The following is a 19,478-nucleotide window of genomic DNA, read 5'->3' on the forward strand; positions in this document are numbered from 1 at the left end:
ATGAGTCCATACTAAAACAGGTATTTAGTTGCTTAAAGTGATATATTCACAATTAGTAATTGCAATTAATGCAACAAGGATGTGACTATTTCATGAACATTAAGTGTCTGCAGTTGTTCATTCATCTGTGTGATAGTAAGAGCTTCGCTAAGACAGCTTCGGCGATGCATATTAGCCCGTCGGCCCTGAGTCGACAGATACAAAAATTGGAAAGCGACACTGCTCAAGTCCTGTTCGTGCGAGACAACCGCAGCGTTGAATTGACCCCTGCTGCAAAAAAGCTTCTGCCTGTCGCGTTAAACATTCTTGGTGAGTGGCAAAACTACAATGCCCAACTCAAAGGCCATGAAGAAGAACTGAAAGGTGAAATTCGTCTCTTTTGCTCAGTGACGGCCAGTTACAGCCATTTGCCTGAATTATTGTCAGAATTCCGTCTTCAACACCCGTTTATTGAATTTAAGCTTTCAACCGGAGATCCGGCACAAGCAATCAACAAGGTCCTGAGTGATGAAGTGGATATCGCAATTTCCGCCCAGCCCGAACAACTGCCCGCTCGAATCGAGTTTGAAACCATCAGTGAAATTCCCCTTTCCGTAATAGCTCCAGTCGGGGTAAGTAATTTTGCCAAGGAGCTGCAAAAAGAGCAGCCGGATTGGTCGACAATTCCATTTATTGTTCCTGAGTCGGGTACCGCCCGAGACCGCGCCAATGCTTGGTTTAAGGCAATGAAGATTAAGCCTAACATCTACGCCCAAGTCTCTGGTCATGAAGCTATTGTCAGTATGGTTGCCCTTGGCTGCGGTGTGGGAATTGCCCCCGATGTGGTGATCAATAACAGTCCTGTTAAGGAAAAAATCGAGCGCTTAAAAGTCGCTTCGATAAAACCCTTTAAACTCGGCGTGTGCTGCAAACGCTCGCAGCTTGATAATCCACTAGTCAAAGCACTGTGGGAAATGGCCCACGATACCTATATCGCCCCATAACTCATTAGTATTACTCCAGATACAACAAAGCCACCGCTTTTTCAGATCGAAAGAATAACGGTGGCTTTTGCATTTAAAGTAGTTTTCTAGATAGTTGGAGTCATAGCTAGGTGTCGAATATGACGAAAACTTAAATGACTCGGGAAAACTGCTGCTGACGCGCCTTAGCTCTTAAATACTTATCAAAGCACATGCAGATATTACGGATCAGTAGGCGACCACGCAGTGTAACGCGAATTTCTTTGTCATCCACTTCCACCAGTTCATCATTGATAAACGTCTGTAGTAGCTGCAAGTCTTCTTTAAAGTAGTCATTAAAAGTCACCTTAAACTCTGACTCAATCATAGTCTTATCGAGTTTAAAGTTACAGATAAGCTGTTTAATGACTTCACGACGTAGTAAGTCATCACTATCAAGAGCTACCCCTTTCCATAGAGCATGACGTAGGTCGTTCACTTGCGCGTAGTACTTCTTCAACTCTTTTTGGTTTTGCGCGTACGCATCGCCAATCATGGAAATCGCTGACACACCAAAGCCCACTAAATCTGCTTCACCTTGAGTGGTGTAACCTTGGAAGTTGCGGTGGAGCACACCATTACGCTGCGCAACCGCAAGCTCATCATCTGGCTGAGCAAAGTGATCCATACCGATAAACTGATACCCTGCACCAGTCAGTGTCGAGATAGTATCTTGCAGAATCGCCATCTTCTCTTCTGCTACTGGCAGGTCTTCATCTTTAATCTTGCGCTGCGCAGCAAATAGCTGAGGCATGTGCGCGTAGTTAAAGATCGATAAGCGGCCTGGCTGCATTTGTAATACCTGAGCTAAAGTCTCAGCAAAGCGTGCTTGGGTCTGCTTTGGCAAGCCGTAGATCAGATCTAGGTTAGTCGAACGGAAGCCCAGTTGTTTAGCACGTTCAACCATGGCAAAGATAAATTCCTCATCCTGCTCACGGTTAACCAGTTTTTGCACTTCCTTATTGAAGTCTTGTACACCAATACTGAGGCGATTAAAGCCCTCACCGCGTAAGTGATCAAGCATATCGAGTTCGATTTCACGCGGGTCAACTTCGATACTGATTTCAGCATCACCTTCGAAGTTAAACTCATCACGCAAGATATTCATCACTCGGCTGATTTGTGCCTTGGTCAGAAACGTTGGCGTACCGCCACCAAAATGCAGCTGAGTCACTTTACGCCCTTGTAGCAGCGCCGCACGAGTACGAACCTCAAGCTCTAATACATCCAAGTACTCATCCGCTTTATGGGCATGACGGGTGATCACCTTATTACAACCACAGTAGTAACAAAGCTTGTGGCAGAAAGGGATATGGATATAAAGAGACAGCGGTCTGTCTGGGTACTGAGTGCACGCCATATCGTAGTCCGCTACCGTGAACGCTTCATGAAACTCCAAAGCAGTTGGGTATGAAGTGTAACGAGGACCCGAATAGTTGTACTTATCAAGGATGGCTTGGTCCCAGACTATTTGCTGGCTTGCGACGACATGCTGCGACATGATGGTATTTCCGTTTGGGCTATAATGCATCGTTTGGCTACACGAGCCATTATTGTTAGCAGGCTATTTTGCCACACCTCGATATCACTGGTTGTGGGACAGGCTGCTTTTTGAGTAGCAATACTCAGAATTGATAACTCGATCACTCCCTCTAAAGGGTAGTCGATCGAGCTATAAAGCCAATCTAGATCATTTGGATGTTGATCTGATTGTTGAGAGGTTGAACCTTTTTCTGCAGAAGCTTCAGCTCTTCAACGATAGCATCTTGAAGACGAGACTCTGCTTTATGGCGCTCAAGGTTTTGCTTCATGCGCTCTTTTTTCGCTAGCGCCTGACGCTCTTCGCCACGAGCCATATCTTTAACGATGTGGAATAGCTCTGACGTCGCTGGAAATTCTTTTTCAAAATCAACGCGCTCTTCACCTTGAACATAGTCCATGATGTTATAGAGGCGAATGCTGATTTCTGACAGATCACACTGCTCTTGAATACCCGCTAAGCAAAGAACATGCACACTTTCAAAGATGTTGGCATTGCGTTTTTCAATGGCTAACTTTTGATGCTGCAGTTGCAATTCCTTTTGCTTCTTGAGCTTGAGCAGAAGGTAACCTGCATATGACGCTAGACCGAGGATGATGGCTCCGCCTGCAATGGCTAACAAGGTTACATTCATAATGCTCGATTATCCTTTAAATTGGTTCAAGTCTAAGTCTTCGAACTGAGAAAGTAACTCATCATCTGAGCCTGCTTTCTTACTGGCTTTCTTCTGCGCAACAGGTTGTTCTACGATCTCTTCCTCAAATTCTTCTTCAGGCTCTTCTTCGTAGATACCTAGCTGCTTCATCAGCACTTCGATACGTGCTAATTTTTCGTCAACGTATTTCTGTAGACCTGCACCTAGGCTATCACCATTGTCTAGACGATCGAGCAACACATTGAGTTGTGCATCGCTCTCTAGCATTTCTAGTTCTTTCTCTGCATTAATACGACGCTCAGCCTTAGTTGGCTTCTTGGCAGCTTCAACCACAAGAGGGATTTTCTTCTTGCTACCTAAACGCGGATCGCGCTTTTGCGCGGCAGTCTGCTGCTTCTGATCTTTTGCTTCAGAGTTACGACCGCCAGTCTTTAGACCTTTGCGCTTTTTGTCTTTCTTACGTAGACGTCCTTCAACGTCTGATTGAGTTCGGTTGCGAACAACAACTACGTCGCCATTGCCACCCGATCTTGCTTTCTTACTACGGCTCATTACTGGGCTTTCCTCAGTAAAATTACATCATTACCAATAAATTCAAGCTTGAGCTGATCCCGCTCTGCCAAATACTGAAACGTTTTACGACTAAAGAACACCACATGGGTCTGATCGTTTTTATAGTGCCATGAGGCAAACGCTTCAACATCGATGACCATCTTAGTCATTAGACCAATCCAGCCACCTGGCTTAACTAAATTCAACCATTGCTGCCACACCTTATTCGGTTCATAGAGGTGTTCTATAACCTCTGTAGCAGTAATAAAGTCATACGAATTTTCTAACACCGAAGGATTCGGGTGATAGTAGATATCGTAAAGACTCATGGTGTGTCCCTGCTCTTCCAACATCAGTGACAATGTTGGGCCAGGCCCACAACCAAAATCTAACCCGTGAGAGTTAGCCTCAATACGCTCTAATATGGGGTCTGCAACCCGAGATAAAAAGCGTCGGTACCCTTGATCATTTGGGTCATTCTCATGCAAATCGTAGTGGGCTTTTTCCTGTTTTGCATCCAAACGCTGATCTGGATTAACAAACACAAGCTCACATTGCAGGCACTGTAAATACTCTCGACGTTTGTCTTGGTAGTAGTGCTGAGTATCCAAGCTTTGACAAAGGGGGCAACTATGCATATTGGGTGCGTTTAACATATCCTCAAACGGGATGCGAAACATACCAGAAACTGGCGTTAGAGTGGAGCACTATTGTGCAAATAATCATCACTTCATAAAAAATAGCAATAAAAAAAGCGATAGAGTTATCTATCGCTTTCTAAATGCCTTGCGGCAAAACTGTGTTGCACTTACTTCAGTGCACCAATATTCCATTTGTTTTTAGTGCTTTCCCTGCCAAAAGTGTTGTTTGCCACCATCCTGGTGAGTTTTGGCTTTCCATTTACTTCCTGATGCCTGGGCTAGTCCTTAGCCTGATCCATTTCACTGTCTTAAACCATTAGACAAGTCGACCATCCTTATCAAGTAGGTTTCCTACCTACCCTTGCATCCTTTCTATAACTACCAAGTTTCCATTACTTGCGTCCGTGGAGACTTCCTAGTCTTAAATCCGTTATCAGCGCCCTGCCGATGAGTACACTTTATCGCTTTGGTCATTTTGAACAATCCACTCAAGCTAAAAAAGTGCACTTTTTTACTCCCACAATTTCATCACCCTATTTTTCAATGAGTTACAAATAACCGATAGAAACTTGCACATTCAAGTATGGGCGATCTCTTACAAGTAACGAGGAAAGATGACTCATCAAGGCCACGCGAGTCATGTGATCACGCTCAAACGAAAAAACCCAAGCAACTGCTTGGGCTTTTTCAATACAACTTTATGCTCGAACGAATAAGTAGGGCTTAGTGTAGGCCACCAACATATTTAGAAAGTGTATCGATATCTTCATCCGTTAGTTTTTTCGCAATATCACGCATCATAGCGTTCATATCGTTACCACGAGAACCATCACGGAATTTTTCAAGCTGAGCCTTAATGTAATCAGCATGCTGACCAGAAATTTTCGGGAAGCCAGAAAGTTCTGTACCGTTACCACGTGGACCATGACATGCGATACATGCTGTTAAGCCACGCTCGGCATCACCAGCGGTGTAAAGAACTCTACCTGCATCAACCACATTTTCAGGCGTAGTGTTGTGAGCAATTGGTAGAGAGGCATAGTAAGCCGCTAGGTCTTTCATATCTTCCTCAGACAGTGGCATAGCCATACCACTCATCACAGGATCCATACGACCTTGCTTACCATTACTAGTCATACCCAACTTGAATTCTTTCAGCTGCTTTTCAATATACTTAGCATGCTGACCTGCAATTTTCGGGTACATAGCGAGTTGACTGTTGCCGTCAGCACCATGGCAGGCAACACAAGTTTGGGATTTTGCTTTACCAGCTTCAATGTTACCTTGGGCCCACACGGAGCAGCTGGCTAAAAGACTCAAGATTAGCGCTAATTTCTTCATGACATTCCATTATAATTATCAAGCTTCCGGTACCACTCTGCGTTGCCACTCATGGTACAATAGGCGACCTTATGCCGAGCACGGTTATTTTACACAATTTCACAAAAAAGTAATCAATCGACTACACAAAGTCGAGATGGAGTTAACAGTGAGCGTAAAAATTCATTATCAAAACACCCATTTCATCACAAGTGCGCCGGATATCCGCGCCTTGCCAGAAGATGAAGGTATCGAAGTTGCGTTTGCAGGACGCTCCAATGCGGGTAAGTCTAGTTCTCTAAACCGCCTGACGAACCAACGTAGTTTAGCGAAAACCAGTAAAACGCCAGGCCGAACACAACTTATTAACCTTTTTAAGGTTACCGATGGCTGTCATATTGTCGATCTTCCGGGGTACGGCTTTGCTCAAGTACCACTAGAAATGAAGAAGAAGTGGCAAAAATCGTTGGGTGAGTACCTACAAAAACGCCAATGTCTAAAAGGCTTAGTGGTTCTGATGGATATTCGTCACCCAATGAAAGACCTCGACCAGCAGCTAATTTTTTGGGCAGTTGACAGTGGTATTCCTGTTCAGGTGCTGCTAACTAAAGCAGACAAACTAAAGAGCGGTGCGCGCAAAGCACAAGTTCTGAAGATCAAAAAAGACGCGGTGGGCTTTGGTGGCGATGTCAGCGTCGCCGCTTTTTCATCGCTAAAAGGCATCGGTGTCGATACGCTGCGTAGCAAGCTCGATGAGTGGTTCGCTCCAGCGCTGGCGGAATCAGTTGTTGAAGAGATCATCGAAGAAGAGAATATCGATAACAAGTCAGATTAAACACTCGACCAGACAATGATTGCTAAAGCCCTGCCGATAAAATGGTAGGGCTTTTTTTATCGGCATAGAAAAATAAAAGCCCCACCTTCCTGGCGGGGCAACGGGAGAGAAATAGTAGTTATTATTAATTATGCGCTTAGGATTATGTATCTAAAGGCGTAAATCAACACTCCCAACAGAGGGGTGCCGCTCAGGAAAACCACACCCAAACACCACCCATCTCATTGAAAAATAAAAATAAAAACCGAAATTAAAGCTATCTTTTCTGGCCTGTTTTTGTTTTGGTTTTTCTATCAAAATAACCAAACTGTGACTGGTATAAATTTACAAACTTTGGCCAAATTACACCAAGGTCAATAACCATAATTATTTTAATGGCTTTTAGATGGCATCAGGGAAAATATCAGGGAAAGGACTCGCTTGGTATGTAGCTTTTTGATAAGTAGGGATTTTTCTTTGGCACAATAAAAAACGCCCCAGTCAAAAACTGACTGGGGCGGCTGAATCAGCCTAATCCAATAACGTGAAACAAAAGGTCTGAAAGATAGAACATCTTACCTCTGTACCCTACGCAGATTAATGTACAACAATTGGTCAGAAATGAAAACTCTTTTTGTAAGTTTTTTTCATTATAATTTTATTAAACTACATTTATGCGAAATACCCGCTATCTTTTTTAGGGACAAAAAAAAGCCAGCGTTTGTGCGCTGGCTCATGCAAAAAGGGTGTTTTAGGCGATTTTTTGCCTAGTGTGCCTGATCCCAGTTGTCGCCATGCCCTGCCTCGGCAACCAGAGGGACATTTAGCTGTGCTGCGGATTCCATCAATTGTTGTACTTTACTTTCAATTTCGGCTAAAGCTGACTCTTGAACTTCAAATACCAATTCATCGTGAACCTGCATAAGCAGTTTCACTCGCCCGTCACCTTCAGTTTGAATCCACTCGTCGACTAACAGCATCGCCTTCTTGATAATGTCAGCTGCCGTTCCTTGCATTGGCGCATTGATCGCTGCGCGTTCTGCCGCTTTACGACGCATACCGTTACGTGACTTAATTTCAGGAAGGTGTAAACGACGGCCGAAGATCGTTTCAACAAAACCCTGCTCTGCTGCGGCACTACGTGTATCTTCCATATACTGCATCACACCAGGGTAACGCTCGAAGTACTTGTTCATGTAGTCTTGCGCTTCACCGCGAGGAATACCTAACTGCTTGGCCAAACCAAAAGCACTCATACCATAGATAAGACCGAAGTTAACTGCCTTCGCACGGCGACGCTGCTCAGTACTCACTTGGTCAATGGTGGTACCCATAATTTCTGCGGCGGTCGCAGAGTGGATATCTTTACCTTGTTGGAAAGCATCCAACAGGGCTTTATCACCAGATAAATGCGCCATAATACGCAGTTCAATCTGCGAGTAATCGACAGCCATAATTTTATAGCCATGTGGCGCGATGAATGCCTGTCGGATACGTCGACCTTCATCATTACGAATTGGAATATTCTGTAAGTTAGGATCGGTTGAAGAAAGACGACCCGTCGCGGTTACCGCTTGATGATACGAAGTATGCACACGCCCAGTTTCTGGGTTAATCATCTTAGGTAGCTTATCTGTGTAGGTAGACTTAAGTTTAGCTAGACCACGGTATTCAAGGATCAGCTTAGGTAATGGGTAGTCCAATGCCAGCTCTTGCAACACTTCTTCGTTAGTCGAAGGCGTACCTGAAGGTGTCTTCTTGATTACTGGTAGACCCATCTTTTCAAACAGAATAGCTTGAAGCTGCTTTGGCGAATTCATGTTGAATTCTTGCTCTGCAATTTCAAACGCTTTCTGCTCTAATTCATCCAGACGTTGGGCAATCTCTTGAGACTGTGCAGACAGCTTCATGTCATCGATTAGAACACCAGTACGTTCGATACGAGAAAGCACAGGCACTAAAGGAACCTCGATATCTTGGTAGATACCTTTCAGCTTTTCATCCTGCTCAATATTGCTCATTAAGCGGTTGTGAAGACGTAGCGTAACATCGGCATCTTCTGCCGCGTAAGGTGACGCTTCATCAAGGTCAATTTGATTGAAGGTTAGCTGGTTCTTGCCTTTACCTGCAATCTGTTCGAATGAAATACAGCTGTGCTGAAGGAAACGCAGCGCCAAGCTGTCCATATCATGTTTACCACCTACACTGTTATAGACGTAAGAGGCCAACATGGTGTCATGCTTAATACCTTTCATCTCAATGCCGTAACGCGCTAACACGCTCGCATCGTACTTAAGGTTTTGACCTACCTTCGCTTGGGCATCATCTTCTAAGATAGGTTTTAGTTGCGCCAACACCCAATCGCGCTCTAGCTGCGCAGGGGCATCTAGGTAGTCGTGGGCAACAGGAACATAGGCAGCAATCCCTTCTTCGGTCGCAAAAGAGAGGCCAACAAGGTTTGCAACCATGTAATCCAAACTATCGGTTTCAGTATCAAAGGCGAATACCTCAGCAGCTTTTAGCTTCTCTAGCCAAGCATTGAATGAAGACTCATCTAGGATGGTTTCATACTGACTACGGTCTATAGTCACTGCCGATGTGTCGATATCTGCCGCAGCACTGGCAGATGCACCACTCTGGTTGCCCGACTTCTCATCAGCCTCAACAACACCAGTGCCGCCATCAAGAAGTTCGTTTAGCCACGATTTAAACACCAACTGACCATAAAGTTTGATCAGCTCATCTTTGTTAGGCTCAGTTTTAAGCAGAGATTCAGGCGTCTCTTCTAACTCAACATCCAGCTTGATCGTCGCAAGCTCATACGACAGGCGTGCATTTTCTTCGTTGTCGAGTAGCTTTTTCGCCATGGTTTTCGAACCGCGGAAACCTAGTGGAGCAATGTCGTCGAGGTTTTCATACAGTTTGTTAATACCGCCAATACCTTGCAGCAAAGCCGTTGCGGTTTTATCACCAACACCCGGTACACCAGGAATGTTATCGACCTTATCGCCCATTAATGCGAGGTAATCAATAATTAGCTCTGGTGGGATACCAAACTTCTCAACCACACCTTCACGATCCATCACCACATTGGTCATGGTGTTGATCAAGGTAACATTGTCATCCACCAGCTGAGCCATATCTTTATCACCAGTACTGATCAACACAGGCATACCCGCTTGAGATGCTTGGTAAGCGAGCGTACCAATCACATCATCGGCTTCAACGCCCGGGGTACAGATCAATGGCAACCCCATCGCACGGATTACATTGTGCAAAGGCTCAATCTGGCAGCGCAGATCATCGGGCATTGGAGGACGATTAGCTTTGTACTCTGGGTACATATCATCACGGAAGGTTTTTCCTTTTGCATCAAAGACAACCGCAATACGATCTGAAGAGAACTGACGCATCATGCTACGCAGCATGTTGACCACACCATAAACGGCATTGGTTGGGATCTCGCCATTACTCATCGTTTCTGGATAAGCGTGGAATGCGCGGTATAAATAAGAAGAACCGTCAATCAAAATCAACGGATTATCAGGAATGTTGGCCATAGTCTTTACGTATCCAAAGAAAATGCAAAAAAGATCTGCTTAGGATGCCATGACTGGTTCAGCGAATCCATTTTAACTCTTTGAACTCTACTCACACATTTGGTTATTCCTTTATCACCCCACTCACCATTCTGTGGATAACTCTGTTTATATTATTTACCCACAGGATATAAAACAGTGCACAAAAAACTCAAAATAGACCACAACCCCTTGTAAATAATAAATAAATTATCCGATCGATCGTTTAAAGATCGATCCTGAAATGATCTTGCGTTGTGGAAAAGACTACTGGTGTCCTTTTGTTCGGAGCGAAATAGCAGGCATAAAAAAAGCGACATCTTTCGATGTCGCCTAGCAAAAAGGGGTCAAAGCAATTCAGGTGAATGAGGTGCTTTGCCATAAAGCTATAAATTACACTGGAAGCAATGTGAGCAATGTCGTGTCAAAAAGAACTCGTGCAAGTTCGATTAAGTTCAGTGTCATCACCGTCTCCAATTGTGAATCTGGTAACTCAACGTCCTTGTGAACTTCTCTCATTCCCTAAGACGAGATAAATAATAACCATTCTCATTTAATGCGTCAACACCTAAATGAGAAAAAATCTCATTTAATTTTTATGACACTCACCTAACTGCTTTACAAAGTGAATTCTGCTCTCTAGCAACGGTTCTTTTTGTTCATAATTTTCAATAAGATAATCATTCTTAATCAGCAATCTGAGCATGGCAGGAAATTGGTTACGTGATTTCACTTTAAGCTGTTTATAGCCTTGATCTGTTACCCATTGCTCCTGAATATCTAATAATTTTTGCGCCACCCCTTTGTTTCTCGCTAAAGAAGACACGCCACCAAACCAGCTGTAGAACGTCGTTTCGTCGATCTGGTAACCAATCTTGAACCCTAGGATGTCGTCACCTTGTTGCGCCACCTGAATCAAAGAGCACGACTTCCCTTCTAAACGTGCAGACAAACTCTCGACACTCTCTTTATGGGCAAACTCCGCGATCTGCTCAACGACTTGAACACACTCTTCTAGCGTCCCTAAACGATAAATAATACTCATCGATATTCTCCAAAATTAAAAAAGGCTGACAAACGCCAGCCTTTGATATTCTTTGTTTAACAGACCCTAATCTTCTTTTAAGAAGGTCGCTGCTTGGGCATTTTCTTCCGCTAACCACTCTGCGACGTCTTTAGCAAAATAGGTAAGGATGCCGTCCGCTCCTGCACGCTTAAAGCAGAGTAGCGATTCCATCACAGTATCACGCTCTTTTAACCAACCATTGGCAAATGCCGCTTTGTGCATCGCGTACTCACCAGAGACCTGATAAGCAAAGGTTGGTACTTCAAGTTCCGACTTAACGCGGCGAACAATATCAAGGTAAGGCATACCAGGCTTAACCATGACCATGTCTGCGCCTTCATTCACATCCATCGCCACTTCATGAATCGCTTCATCGCTATTAGCAGGATCCATTTGGTAGTTTTTCTTATTGCCGCCTTTAAGGTTGCTTGCACTACCGACCGCATCGCGGAAAGGTCCATAGTAACAAGAGGCGTATTTAGCAGAATAAGCCATGATCTGAGTATTGATGTGACCCGCTTGCTCAAGCGCTTTACGAATCTCACCAATACGTCCATCCATCATATCTGACGGGGCAACAATATCAGCGCCGGCTTCGGCATGAGACAAAGCCTGTTTAACCAAGACTTTGGTTGTCTCATCATTTAGCACGTAACCTTCTTCATCAATGATGCCGTCTTGGCCATGAGTCGTGAATGGGTCAAGCGCAACATCCGTGATCACACCGATTTCTGGCACATGCTCTTTCAAAGAGCGAACCGCACGCTGCACCAAACCTTCAGGGTTGTAGGCCTCAGCAGCACATAGGCTTTTTGCATCTTGGTTGACCACAGGGAATAGAGCGATCGCAGGAACACCTAGCTGAGCTAAGTACTGCGCCTCTTCTAGCATTAGATCAATCGACAAACGTTCGATACCCGGCATTGACTCCACGGTTTCGCGGCGATCTTTACCCATAAGAATAAACATTGGATAAATCAGATCGTTAACAGACAATTGGTTTTCAGCCATCAAGCGGCGGCTAAAGTCATGCTTGCGCAGGCGGCGCATACGACGGCCAGGGAATTGACCTTGAATCGAAACTGACACTCTATTCTCCTTGTGTGGTGAAAGTGCTTGAATTGCATAATATCACTCCAAGCTGACGACGCCAGAGAGAGTCGAGAAAAATGCAAAAAATGACCAAATGCTCACACTGCCGTATACTCTCAGCTCTGATAGAGAGTGAGATAAGCAATGATTGATACCCACGCACATATTTATGCTACTGAATTTGATACTGATCGCGACCAAGTCGTCCAGCGTGCGTTGGCACAAGGCATTGATAAGATATTACTGCCAAACATTGATTTAGAATCGATTGAGGCGATGTTACGCACTGAGGCTGAGTATCCAGACGTTTGCCGCTCGATGATGGGATTACACCCATGTTACGTCGACGCTAATGTTAAACAGAGCCTAGACATCATTCATTCTTGGTTTGATAAGCACAACTTTATTGCCGTTGGTGAAATTGGTATTGATCTTTATTGGGACAAAACCTTTAAAGCCGAACAAGAGATGGCGTTTATCACTCAGCTCAATTGGGCAAAAGAGATGAAGCTACCAGTGGTCATTCATACACGCGACTCAATAGAAGAAACCCTCACACTACTTCGTAAAGAGCAAGATGGTTCTTTAAGCGGTGTATTCCACTGTTTTGGTGGCAGTGTTGAAGAAGCCAAAGCGATCAATGATCTCGGCTTTCATCTTGGGCTTGGTGGCGTTTCGACTTTTAAAAATGGTGGCATGGATAAAGTGATTCCACATCTTGATATGGACTACGTTATCTTAGAAACCGACTGCCCTTATCTCGCTCCTGTTCCGCATCGTGGCAAACGCAATGAACCTGCGTATACCTCACTTGTTGCTCAACGCGTGGCTGACCTAAGAGAAATCAGCATCGAACAAGTGGATAGCCTCACCACTCACAACGCCAAGACACTTTTTAACCTCTAGTTCTCCAAAAACAAAACGGGGTTGATAGCTAGCTATCAACCCCGTTGCTCTATATGGCTTAGTGGAAACTCTACTCTTCCACCTGTTCTTCACTGTCGCCTTTACGCACATAAAAGCGTGCAAAGAACAAACCAACCTCGAACAGTAGACACATAGGAATTGCCAGTAGTGTTTGCGAGATCATATCTGGCGGCGTCAGCATCATCCCGACCACAAACGCACCAACAATAATATACGGACGCTTCTGACTTAAGCTCTTAGGATCAGTGGCACCAGTCCAACATAGCAAGATGATGGCCACTGGCACTTCAAAGGCAATACCAAAGGCTAAGAACAGCGCGAGAACAAAATCGAGGTAGCTCGATATGTCCGTGGCGAACTCTACTCCACCCAGCGAAATGGCGGTAAAGAAGCCAAATACCAGTGGAAACACCACAAAATACGCAAACGCGACACCGCAATAGAACAGCAGTGAGCTAGAGAACATTAGTGGCATGATTAAACGGCGTTCATGTTTATATAAGCCAGGTGCGACAAATGCCCATACCTGATAGAGAATAAACGGAACGGCGATAAAGATAGACGCAATCAAGGTCAACTTTAACGGGGTAAAGAAGGGTGATGCCACATCAGTAGCAATCATGGTTGCCCCTTCAGGTAGACGCTCTACCAAAGGTGCAGAGACAAACTCATAGATGTCATTGGCAAAATAGATCAGCCCGATGAAAACCACCAATACCGCTACAATTGCACGTAACAGGCGATTTCTCAGCTCTAGTAAATGGCTGATCAAAGGTTGTGTCTGCTCAACAGAAGACATGGAAACCTCTACTCATAAAGATCGAAAAGGAGCTACTCCATAGCAGCTCCTCCTATATGCGAGACTATTCGGCTTTTTTATCTGCCTGTGGCGCTGATTGAGTGTTTAGACTCTCAACCGCCCCTACTGAGTCATTGGCGTTCTGAGCGGGCTCAACAGTTTCGTTGGCCGCTTCAGCACTGTTCGTCGCTGATTCGCTTTTGCTCGCGTATGGGCGTTGAACATCTTGCGCAGCTTGCTTTAATTGCTCCACCGAAGATTTTAGCTCTGGAGATAAATCTTCCATGCCCATCTTCTCGGCTTTGCGCAAGTTTTCTTGTAGCTCTTGAACCTTAAGCTCATGTGAAAGTTCATCTTTCACACTGTTTGCCATGTTTTTCGCCGCACCAACAAACTTGGAAACACTTCGAATGGCATGAGGCAAACGCTCTGGACCAAGAACCACTAGCCCAACGACAGATATTAATACCAGTTCCCAAAAACCGATATCAAACACGATCTACGCCTGCTCTTTGTCTTTCTTAGTTTCAGCAGTTGCGTCTGTTTTCTGCTGCTCTAAATTCTTAGGTTCGAAGTCTGCGTCTTTCTTCTCTTTGTCCGACTCATCTTCGCTCATTGCTTTCTTGAAGCCTTTTACTGCTCCACCCAGATCGCCACCGATACCACGTAGCTTCTTAGTACCAAACAGTAGAACGACGATGACAGCAATAATCAGAAGTTGCCAAATACTAATACCACCCATTCTTTTTACCTCGGGTCTTATTAAACAAATTTATTTCAAGAGTTTAACGTCTATTGACGGTAAGCTCGCCAACTAAGCAACCAAAATGTGACCCCACCTAGGGCGCTGGCCAGTGAAAGTTGCTCATAAGTGCTGTTGACCAATATTGCCGAGCATACGACTAATGTGGCTCCAACACCAAATAAAAATTTACCTGTCGCCTGCTGACGCTTGCTTGAACGATAACCTTGGTAAAGCTGATCCATACGCTGGTTCATCATTTTACCTTGGCGCAAACTATCGTAGAGAAGCTCTGGCAACTCGGGTAGTTTTTCGGCCCAAAACGGCGCACGATCTTTAACCGCATTAATTACCGCTTGAGGACCAACTTGGTTCATCATCCACTCTTCTAAGAATGGCTTAGCCGTCTCCCACAAATCAAGTTGCGGGTAGAGTTGGCGGCCCAAACCTTCAACATAAAGCAGCGTCTTTTGCAGCAATACGAGCTGCGGCTGTACTTCCATATTGAAGCGGCGCGCTGTGTTAAACAGGTTTAGCAAAACATGACCAAACGAAATTTCACACAACGGCTTAGCAAATATCGGTTCGCACACAATACGTATTGCGAATTCAAACTCATCAATGTTGGTTTCACGTGGAACCCAACCTGACTCAACATGCAACTCTGCAACACGTCGATAGTCGCGATTAAAGAAAGCTAAAAAGTTTTCCGCTAGATAACGTTTATCTTCACCGTTTAGCGTCCCGACGATACCACAATCTAAACCTATCCAACGCGGGTTTTCTGGATGCTCTGGCTCAACAAACACATTGCCCGGATGCATATCTGCGTGGAAGAAGCTGTCTCGAAATACCTGGGTAAAGAACACGCTCACACCGCGCTCCGCCAACAGCTTCATATTAGTACCGTTGGCCTTCAACCCTTCAATATCAGAAACTTGGATGCCGTATATTCGCTCAGAAACCATTACAGTTTCATTACTGAAGTCGGTAATAACTTCAGGAACGTATAATTCTTCACTTCCTTCGAAGTTACGTCTTAGCTGAATCGCGTTGGCCGCTTCTCGGCGCAAGTCCAATTCATCAAGCAAGGTCTTCTCATATTCACGCACCACTTCGACAGGTTTCAAACGACGTGCTTCAGGAAGTGCTTTGGCGACTATACGCGCCATTCGGTACATCAGTTTTAGATCTGCATCAATGACCGGGCGAATATCTGGTCGAATAACCTTCAATACCACTTCTTGGTTAGTCGATTTCAGCTTGGCGGTATGCACCTGAGCGATCGAAGCAGACGCAAGCGGTTCAATCGCGAAATCATCAAACCATGTTTCTAGTGAACCACCGAGTGCTTGTTCGATTTGCTGCTTGGCAAGCTGACCATCAAATGGGGAAACCTGATCTTGAAGCAAGGCTAGTGGATCAGCAATTTGCGGCGGGAAAAGATCTCGACGAGTCGACATCATCTGACCAAACTTAATCCATACAGGGCCAAGCTCTTGCAGTGCTAAACGCAGCCTGTCACCGAGTGGCTTCTCTGGATGTTTGTTCTTAATCCAAAACAGGCTTTTTCTTGCCAGCAGTGGCGCTTTGGTCAACTGGTGTGTTGGCAGCAGCTCATCCAAGCCATACTCTAGCTGAACACGGATGATCTGGTATAAACGACGCATCTCTGTTGGGGTCATGCGCGCTCCAACAGTTGATTCAATTTAGCCTCAACGCGTGACGCTTGGCTTTTCACTTCATCCACTTGGTCACAGAAATGCGCCACCTCTAACGGTGCTGGCGCAATTTTCCACTCTTCTGTCAGGACTTGTGCAAGGTGGTCTTGATGCTTAGCGGCTTGTGACTTGAAGAATTGACCGACATTGGCAGCCCCCTGAACCACAGTATGCGCGACAACATCACCGGTCACGCGCGATAACCACTCTTCAATATCTGGTTTGCAATCCGTCATCAGCTGCGAAAACTTTTGTGCCAGTTGAATATCGCCTTCCAATACCAGTTTATCTTGCTTGATCAGCTTAGTGATATTGGACTGCTCACGCAGTTCTGGCAGTACCGAGAGGTTCAAGGATAGATAGCAATCAGGCTCACCTTCATAATTCGCCAAAACATCAATTTGCTGGCTAAAGATAAAGGTCAATGTCTTGTTCAGCTCTTTAAGATGAACTTGAATCACTTGCCCTTTTAAGCGAGCAAGACGACGACCCAGCTCAGGGTCATCGTTGATAAGGGTATTGAGTGACGTTTCAATCACTGCAGTAACAAGAGGCTCAAATGGCATAACAACCGACCTTAGAACTTATAACCACGGTGAAGGGCAACGATACCCCCCGTCAGGTTGTAGTAACTGGTTTGATCAAAGCCAGCTTCATTCATCATACCCTTCAAGGTCTCTTGATTTGGATGCATGCGGATAGATTCCGCTAGGTAACGGTAGCTTTCTGCATCATTTGCCACTAATTCGCCCATCTTAGGTAATAAGTGGAATGAGTAAGTATCATAAATCTTTGATAGCGGCTCTAAGATCGGCTTAGAGAACTCTAGAACTAGTAGACGTCCACCCGGTTTAAGCACACGGTACATAGAGCGTAGCGCTTTATCTTTATCAGTTACGTTACGTAAGCAGAAGCTAATCGTAATCGCATCAAAATAGTCATCAGGAAACGGCAACTCTTCGGCATTCGCCTGCACGTAATGGACATTGCCGACAATGCCATTGTCACGTAGCTTATCTCGGCCTACGTTAAGCATAGAGTTATTGATATCGGCCAGTACCACATGACCTTTTTCGCCAACAATTCGCGAGAATTTTGCGGTTAGGTCACCCGTACCACCACCAAGGTCAAGCACACGCTGACCAGGACGAACACCACTACAGTCGATAGTAAAGCGCTTCCATAGGCGATGAATACCACCCGACATTAAGTCATTCATAATGTCGTATTTCGCTGCTACTGAGTGGAAGACCTGAGCAACTTTAGCCACTTTCTCTTCTTTGGCTACGGTACTGAAACCAAAGTGCGTGGTTTCATTTGATTCTAAAGCTGTATTCGATTGCACGCTTGTATCCGTCATGATGATTCCTCTTCGAGCAGCGCATTGAATTAATACGACCTAAGCACTGCGGGCGATTAGTTTACTTTATCCTCATCCGGATGTCTTTGTACGAAAGAGTCATTTTTATCCAAGGCAGCATTTTCTGTGAAATGGTCATGCTGAGCGAGTTGCGCCAAATCATTGGAAATCGGTTTTTTCACTTCAACGCCCAGTTGTTTGAAGCTTTCCGCTTGGCGAATCACATTTCCGCGCCCTGTCGCGAGCTTATTCATTGCCCCTTGATAGTTTTGGTTGGCTTTATCAAGTGCCCCCCCAAGGCTCTCCATATCATCGACAAACAGGCGCAGTTTGTCGTAAAGCTTGCTGGCACGCTCGGCAATCACCTGAGCATTCTGATTTTGTCGCTCGTTTCGCCACAAGTTATCGATCGTACGTAGCGCTACAAGCAAAGTGGTTGGGCTCACCAAGATGATGTTTTGCTCCATCGCATCTTTGACCAGACCAGGATCTGCTTGAATAGCGACCTGAAATGCAGGCTCAACGGGAATAAACATCAGTACATAGTCTAGACTCTGAATGCCTTTTAACTGATGGTAATCTTTTTGAGACAACCCTTTTATATGTGCTCTCAACGCAAGTAAGTGTTCACTTAGTGCCTGCTCTCGTTCGTTATCAGTTTCAGCATTAAAGTACCTTTCGTAGGCCACCAAAGCCATTTTCGAGTCCACCACCACTTGTTTATCTTGCGGTAAGTGAACGATGACATCGGGCTGATAGCGTTTACCCGCTTCATTTTGCAAACTGACTTGGGTTTGATATTCATGCCCTTCACGTAAGCCAGAATCAGCGAGCACGCGCGCGAGTACCACTTCGCCCCAGTTACCCTGCTGCTTGTTGTCGCCCTTTAGCGCTTGAGTCAGGTTAAGCGCTTCTTTGGTCATCTGTTCATTTAAGCGTTGGAGGTTTTTTAACTCGTGAACTAAGGTGTGGCGCTCTTTGGCTTCCTGATTAAAGCTGTCGTTCACTTGTTTCTTGAACCCTTCCAGTTGCTCTTTGAGAGGAGAAAGCAAACCATCCAAGCTCTGGCGGTTTTGCTGGTCCACTTTGGCCGTTTTGGCTTCAAATAGCTGATTGGCAAGCTGTTCAAATTGCTGCTTGAGGCGCTCTTCTGCCTGCTCTAACAGTTGGAGCTTTTCTTGGCTAGCTTTGTTTTGTTGCTCATGTCGCGCTTCTTGCTCACGCAACTGTGCCTCTAATTGTGACTTTTGCTCACGAATTTGGTTGAGGTCATCGGCATACTGCTGACGTTCCTGCTTCACTGCCTCGAAATAGCGCAGCTTCTCTAGCACTGCCATTAACTTGCCGTGAGACTGTTTTAACTCGTATGCTGACTTGTCACGTTCACTATCTAGCTCGTCGAGTTCTTGCTGTGCCTCACGGAGTTCTTTTTCTAGCTGCGCAATCTGGCTACTGGCAAGGTGCTGATTCGATTCCAGTTGTTGTTCAAGAAGCTGATTGTCAAAGCGCATTTTCTGTTTGACCCACCAGCCAACTACCACGCCACTTGCGACGGCACCGGATAGGCCACTGATCAACATAGCTTGATGCTCAAGAATCCATTGCATAATAAAGATTTAACTGTTCAGAATGAGATACTTTCAATGGTATTTTAGCACTGGATAAATGTC

Annotated in this window: 19 protein-coding genes; 3 read left to right on the forward strand and 16 right to left on the reverse strand. The window is 45.1% G+C overall.

From position 1 onward, the window contains the following. The first annotated feature begins 92 nt into the window (after positions 1 to 92). A complete protein-coding gene (ilvY, locus tag AC6R16_RS07845) occupies positions 93 to 983 on the forward strand; it encodes an HTH-type transcriptional activator IlvY (RefSeq protein ID WP_004745408.1) in 891 nt (296 codons plus the stop codon). 130 nt (positions 984 to 1,113) lie between these two features. Here the strand turns inward: ilvY and hemN are convergent, their stop codons facing one another. The 5 genes from hemN to AC6R16_RS07870 all read right to left on the reverse strand — a co-directional run bounded on the left by hemN (position 1,114) and on the right by AC6R16_RS07870 (position 5,730). After that, positions 1,114 to 2,502 (reverse strand): oxygen-independent coproporphyrinogen III oxidase, encoded by a 1,389-nt coding sequence (gene hemN, locus AC6R16_RS07850; protein WP_367937376.1) that lies wholly within the window; start codon positions 2,500 to 2,502, stop codon positions 1,114 to 1,116. Between the two features lie 184 nt (positions 2,503 to 2,686). Next, complete coding sequence (locus AC6R16_RS07855; protein WP_171325946.1) at positions 2,687 to 3,175, reverse strand: DUF2489 domain-containing protein; 489 nt, start codon at positions 3,173 to 3,175, stop codon at positions 2,687 to 2,689. Between the two features lie 9 nt (positions 3,176 to 3,184). Further along, complete coding sequence (gene yihI, locus AC6R16_RS07860) at positions 3,185 to 3,748, reverse strand: Der GTPase-activating protein YihI (RefSeq protein WP_500674047.1); 564 nt, start codon at positions 3,746 to 3,748, stop codon at positions 3,185 to 3,187. Continuing rightward, positions 3,748 to 4,386 (reverse strand): class I SAM-dependent methyltransferase, encoded by a 639-nt coding sequence (locus AC6R16_RS07865; protein ID WP_500674048.1) that lies wholly within the window; start codon positions 4,384 to 4,386, stop codon positions 3,748 to 3,750. Before AC6R16_RS07865 ends, yihI begins: the two co-directional genes overlap by 1 nt. A 726-nt stretch (positions 4,387 to 5,112) precedes the next feature. Next, a complete protein-coding gene (locus tag AC6R16_RS07870; protein WP_500674049.1) occupies positions 5,113 to 5,730 on the reverse strand; it encodes a c-type cytochrome in 618 nt (205 codons plus the stop codon). A 148-nt stretch (positions 5,731 to 5,878) separates the two neighbouring features. Here AC6R16_RS07870 and yihA point away from each other — a divergent pair, with 148 nt between their 5' ends. Then, on the forward strand, positions 5,879 to 6,544 hold the full coding sequence (yihA, locus tag AC6R16_RS07875) for a ribosome biogenesis GTP-binding protein YihA/YsxC (protein WP_500674050.1): 666 nt from the start codon (positions 5,879 to 5,881) through the stop codon (positions 6,542 to 6,544). Between the two features lie 505 nt (positions 6,545 to 7,049). On the opposite strand, the gene spfP is transcribed toward yihA, so the two are convergent. The 4 genes from spfP to hemB form a co-directional block, all read right to left on the reverse strand. Next, positions 7,050 to 7,097, reverse strand: coding sequence for a small protein SpfP (gene spfP / locus AC6R16_RS07880; RefSeq protein WP_438356636.1), 48 nt, complete (start codon positions 7,095 to 7,097; stop codon positions 7,050 to 7,052). A gap of 193 nt (positions 7,098 to 7,290) precedes the next feature. After that, positions 7,291 to 10,083: a DNA polymerase I gene (gene polA, locus AC6R16_RS07885; protein ID WP_500674051.1), complete on the reverse strand. Its 2,793-nt coding sequence runs from the start codon at positions 10,081 to 10,083 to the stop codon at positions 7,291 to 7,293. A 607-nt stretch (positions 10,084 to 10,690) separates the two neighbouring features. Further along, entirely contained in the window at positions 10,691 to 11,146 is a 456-nt protein-coding gene (locus AC6R16_RS07890; protein WP_500639333.1) for a GNAT family N-acetyltransferase, read from the reverse strand. 66 nt (positions 11,147 to 11,212) lie between these two features. Next, positions 11,213 to 12,256 (reverse strand): porphobilinogen synthase, encoded by a 1,044-nt coding sequence (hemB, locus tag AC6R16_RS07895; RefSeq protein WP_500674052.1) that lies wholly within the window; start codon positions 12,254 to 12,256, stop codon positions 11,213 to 11,215. 147 nt (positions 12,257 to 12,403) lie between these two features. Between hemB and AC6R16_RS07900 the strand changes: the two genes are divergently transcribed. Continuing rightward, positions 12,404 to 13,165, forward strand: a complete 762-nt coding sequence (locus AC6R16_RS07900; RefSeq protein ID WP_500674053.1) for a TatD family hydrolase — start codon at positions 12,404 to 12,406, stop codon at positions 13,163 to 13,165. Positions 13,166 to 13,235: 70 nt separating this feature from the next. Here AC6R16_RS07900 and tatC read toward each other — a convergent pair whose 3' ends face one another. The 7 genes from tatC to rmuC all read right to left on the reverse strand — a co-directional run bounded on the left by tatC (position 13,236) and on the right by rmuC (position 19,415). Then, positions 13,236 to 13,985, reverse strand: a complete 750-nt coding sequence (gene tatC / locus AC6R16_RS07905) for a twin-arginine translocase subunit TatC (RefSeq protein ID WP_004745389.1) — start codon at positions 13,983 to 13,985, stop codon at positions 13,236 to 13,238. Positions 13,986 to 14,049: 64 nt separating this feature from the next. Continuing rightward, positions 14,050 to 14,481, reverse strand: coding sequence for a Sec-independent protein translocase protein TatB (gene tatB / locus AC6R16_RS07910; RefSeq protein WP_425666174.1), 432 nt, complete (start codon positions 14,479 to 14,481; stop codon positions 14,050 to 14,052). Positions 14,482 to 14,484: 3 nt separating this feature from the next. Then, a complete protein-coding gene (gene tatA, locus AC6R16_RS07915; RefSeq protein ID WP_425666175.1) occupies positions 14,485 to 14,727 on the reverse strand; it encodes a Sec-independent protein translocase subunit TatA in 243 nt (80 codons plus the stop codon). Between the two features lie 50 nt (positions 14,728 to 14,777). Next, positions 14,778 to 16,412 carry a ubiquinone biosynthesis regulatory protein kinase UbiB gene (gene ubiB, locus AC6R16_RS07920; protein ID WP_500674054.1) on the reverse strand — a complete coding sequence of 545 codons (1,635 nt, stop codon included), beginning with the start codon at positions 16,410 to 16,412 and terminating at the stop codon, positions 14,778 to 14,780. Further along, entirely contained in the window at positions 16,409 to 17,014 is a 606-nt protein-coding gene (locus AC6R16_RS07925; RefSeq protein ID WP_049846352.1) for a ubiquinone biosynthesis accessory factor UbiJ, read from the reverse strand. The genes ubiB and AC6R16_RS07925 overlap by 4 nt, the downstream gene beginning before the upstream one ends. An 11-nt stretch (positions 17,015 to 17,025) precedes the next feature. Continuing rightward, positions 17,026 to 17,808 carry a bifunctional demethylmenaquinone methyltransferase/2-methoxy-6-polyprenyl-1,4-benzoquinol methylase UbiE gene (gene ubiE, locus AC6R16_RS07930; RefSeq protein ID WP_239827143.1) on the reverse strand — a complete coding sequence of 261 codons (783 nt, stop codon included), beginning with the start codon at positions 17,806 to 17,808 and terminating at the stop codon, positions 17,026 to 17,028. 56 nt (positions 17,809 to 17,864) lie between these two features. Beyond that, positions 17,865 to 19,415 (reverse strand): DNA recombination protein RmuC, encoded by a 1,551-nt coding sequence (rmuC, locus tag AC6R16_RS07935; protein ID WP_500674055.1) that lies wholly within the window; start codon positions 19,413 to 19,415, stop codon positions 17,865 to 17,867. Between the last annotated feature and the right edge of the window lie 63 nt (positions 19,416 to 19,478).

Source organism: Vibrio sp. R10-SG3-ISO10, assembly GCF_059834185.1.